Source organism: Bacteroides sp. 1001302B_160321_D4 (assembly GCF_015667765.1).
Lineage (GTDB): Bacteria > Bacteroidota > Bacteroidia > Bacteroidales > Bacteroidaceae > Bacteroides > Bacteroides xylanisolvens.
This window is the reverse complement of sequence record NZ_JADPLO010000143.1, coordinates 1-2,189: the sequence shown is the minus strand read 5'-3', so window position 1 is coordinate 2,189 and position 2,189 is coordinate 1. Positions and strand designations below refer to the sequence as shown.

General features: G+C 32.2%; 4 protein-coding genes. All 4 read right to left on the bottom strand.

What is annotated here, in order from left to right:
• Positions 1–130: 130 nt before the first annotated feature.
• Complete coding sequence (locus KFO40_RS25500; RefSeq protein WP_248005625.1) at positions 131–517, bottom strand: hypothetical protein; 387 nt, start codon at positions 515–517, stop codon at positions 131–133.
• Positions 518–588: 71 nt separating this feature from the next.
• On the bottom strand, positions 589–894 hold the full coding sequence (locus tag KFO40_RS25495) for a hypothetical protein (protein WP_211146941.1): 306 nt from the start codon (positions 892–894) through the stop codon (positions 589–591).
• A 256-nt stretch (positions 895–1,150) separates the two neighbouring features.
• Positions 1,151–1,807, bottom strand: a complete 657-nt coding sequence (locus KFO40_RS25490; RefSeq protein ID WP_211146940.1) for a tetratricopeptide repeat protein — start codon at positions 1,805–1,807, stop codon at positions 1,151–1,153.
• Between the two features lie 7 nt (positions 1,808–1,814).
• Positions 1,815–2,189, bottom strand: a 375-nt coding sequence (locus KFO40_RS25485) for a hypothetical protein (RefSeq protein WP_211146939.1), incomplete at its 5' end; no start/stop codon positions are given.

Sequence of the window (2,189 nt, the reverse complement as noted above, 5' to 3'; positions counted from 1 at the left end):
AAGTATCATCTTGCAGTTCAGACAAACTAAATCTACCAACTTTTTTCATTCTATTTTTATTTTATTATTAAATTCAGTCTCAAAACAGAAAACTGGTTATTGATATCATCCAAATCATAAGAATCTCTTTTTACCTATCCCCTTTTAATACCTCCTCTGTTTTATCCAAACCAGAATAAAAATCAATATTCGCATAATAACACAAATACCTCCAGAAATAAAGTGTCAGAAACATTCGCACATCCCGATCTTTCTTGAAATCACTGCAAATATGTTCTCTATTTGTGGCAATCACTTCCCATAATACCGAAGATGGAATATTTCCGGTCATATCTATCAGCTCCCGGATAGTTTTCATTGCAGGATGCGAAGCATGCTCCAACTCCTTTTGCTTATAAGTAAATCCACTAATATTCATCTTAAATGGAAGAACCACATTTTCTACTTGCGCTCTGCCGTATACATACTGTGCGGAATCTGTAATAAAGTTGAGACTACGAGAATCTTTCAGATTCATTTTTTTCAAAATTTCACGGGATTCATCCGTTCGTCCATACTCTGATATTGAAACACCTTCTGGCACGTACACTACACTCCACAGGAATCATTTAAATCAACTCCATCCAAAAAATAGGAATAGAGCCAGCCTGAATAGAGTTTCTTGTTGATTTTCTTCAATCGATCCTTATCAACGTCTAATAAATAATTGAAATGATACCTCTCCAAACCCTTTACTAATAAGTCGAGAGCATCTTTTTGACCATAATTCTTTTCCAACGTTTCTTGAAAAAAACTCATCATTTCTGATTCAAGTGAAGTAACTTCATTTTCCTTATTCTGACCACAAGCAGAAAACACAATAAGTTGAAACAACAATATAAAACAATACTTCATATTAATACTGATTTTTAAATTATAATGAAATGTCTATTATTATCTTCTATATGACTACTTCTTAATTTTTAGCGATAATTAAGGTATCCTCTATTGCATCCAACACGGCTACGTTTATCTATAACCAAACATGAACGTGAACTTCGTGTTAACTGTTCGGCGATAACAGAACCATATACTATTACCAAATAATCATATCGCTTCATACTATATACCATAAACATTTCATTGGTCTTTCCAGATATAAAAAGTAGAATTACCGATCGTAATCAATTATAAATTCATTTCTTTCTATTTTGAAAGATGGATCCCAAAATTCTTTAATTTGTCTGTTTCTATCAAATTTTGAAATATATTCTAGTTCTAATTCATGCATTCTTAATTCAAAGGGATTAAAAGTAATATCATAAAAAAAGTTCTGCGCAGCAAGTAACTCTATAATAGCAAGATTTTTATCTCCTTTAAAAGCATGAGCAATTGCTTTACTAGATAAAAGGGAAGATTTATTAGTCTCTTTGAATTCTTTGTCAAATAAAGTAATTGATTTCCCAAACATCTCATCCGAAAGATCTTTCTCATTCAATTTGGCTAGTAGCACCCCTTTAACAAAATACAAATTAGCATCTGCTGGAAAATGTTTTATTGCTAGTTCTAGAACATTTATAGCTTCTTTTATCTCACCCAACATTGTTGTGAATTGAGCAGTATTTATATAAGCTAATTTATACGTCGAATCAATAGCTATCGATTCTTTCAATAAATGAATTACTTTCCCTATATCTTTTTTTCTTTGAGATTTCATCCAGAATGCTATAGCCTCATTATTCTTTACTACAGCCATCATTATCTGCCCCTTACACATAGTTTCGTGAAGAAAGAGCATTAAAAACATTATAAAAACTGTTCGTTTCATAAATATCTTATCTGTAATTATCGTATATTATTTGTTCCCCATTTACACCTGAATAGCCCGAGTAGGAATCACCCTGCGAACCACTTGTCTTAACTATCACTTGTACATGTCCATAATATTTTGTTAAATCAATAGTTAAACTACCTAAGGGAGTTTTTCCATATGTCCCATAATAAGAATCAGACACTTCCATATCAAAGACTTCCCTCTCTTCACCATCTACACGTACTACAACTTGTGCTAACATATTATATTGCATATTAGGATTAGTAGTATTAGCGGCTATAGTTAAATACCCATTCTCTATTCGAGTATAGACGTCTTCTCCATATGTTGCTCGTATTCCAACACCTTCTACTGGATCATACCGCCAATGTATAGA

What these genes read in the sequence shown, in the direction of transcription:
- KFO40_RS25495 (WP_211146941.1), bottom strand. Translation starts at nt 894, where the DNA reads ATGAAGTATTGTTTTATATTGTTGTTTCAACTTATTGTGTTTTCTGCT.
- KFO40_RS25500 (WP_248005625.1), bottom strand. Translation starts at nt 517, where the DNA reads ATGAATCTGAAAGATTCTCGTAGTCTCAACTTTATTACAGATTCCGCA.
- KFO40_RS25490 (WP_211146940.1), bottom strand. Translation starts at nt 1,807, where the DNA reads ATGAAACGAACAGTTTTTATAATGTTTTTAATGCTCTTTCTTCACGAA.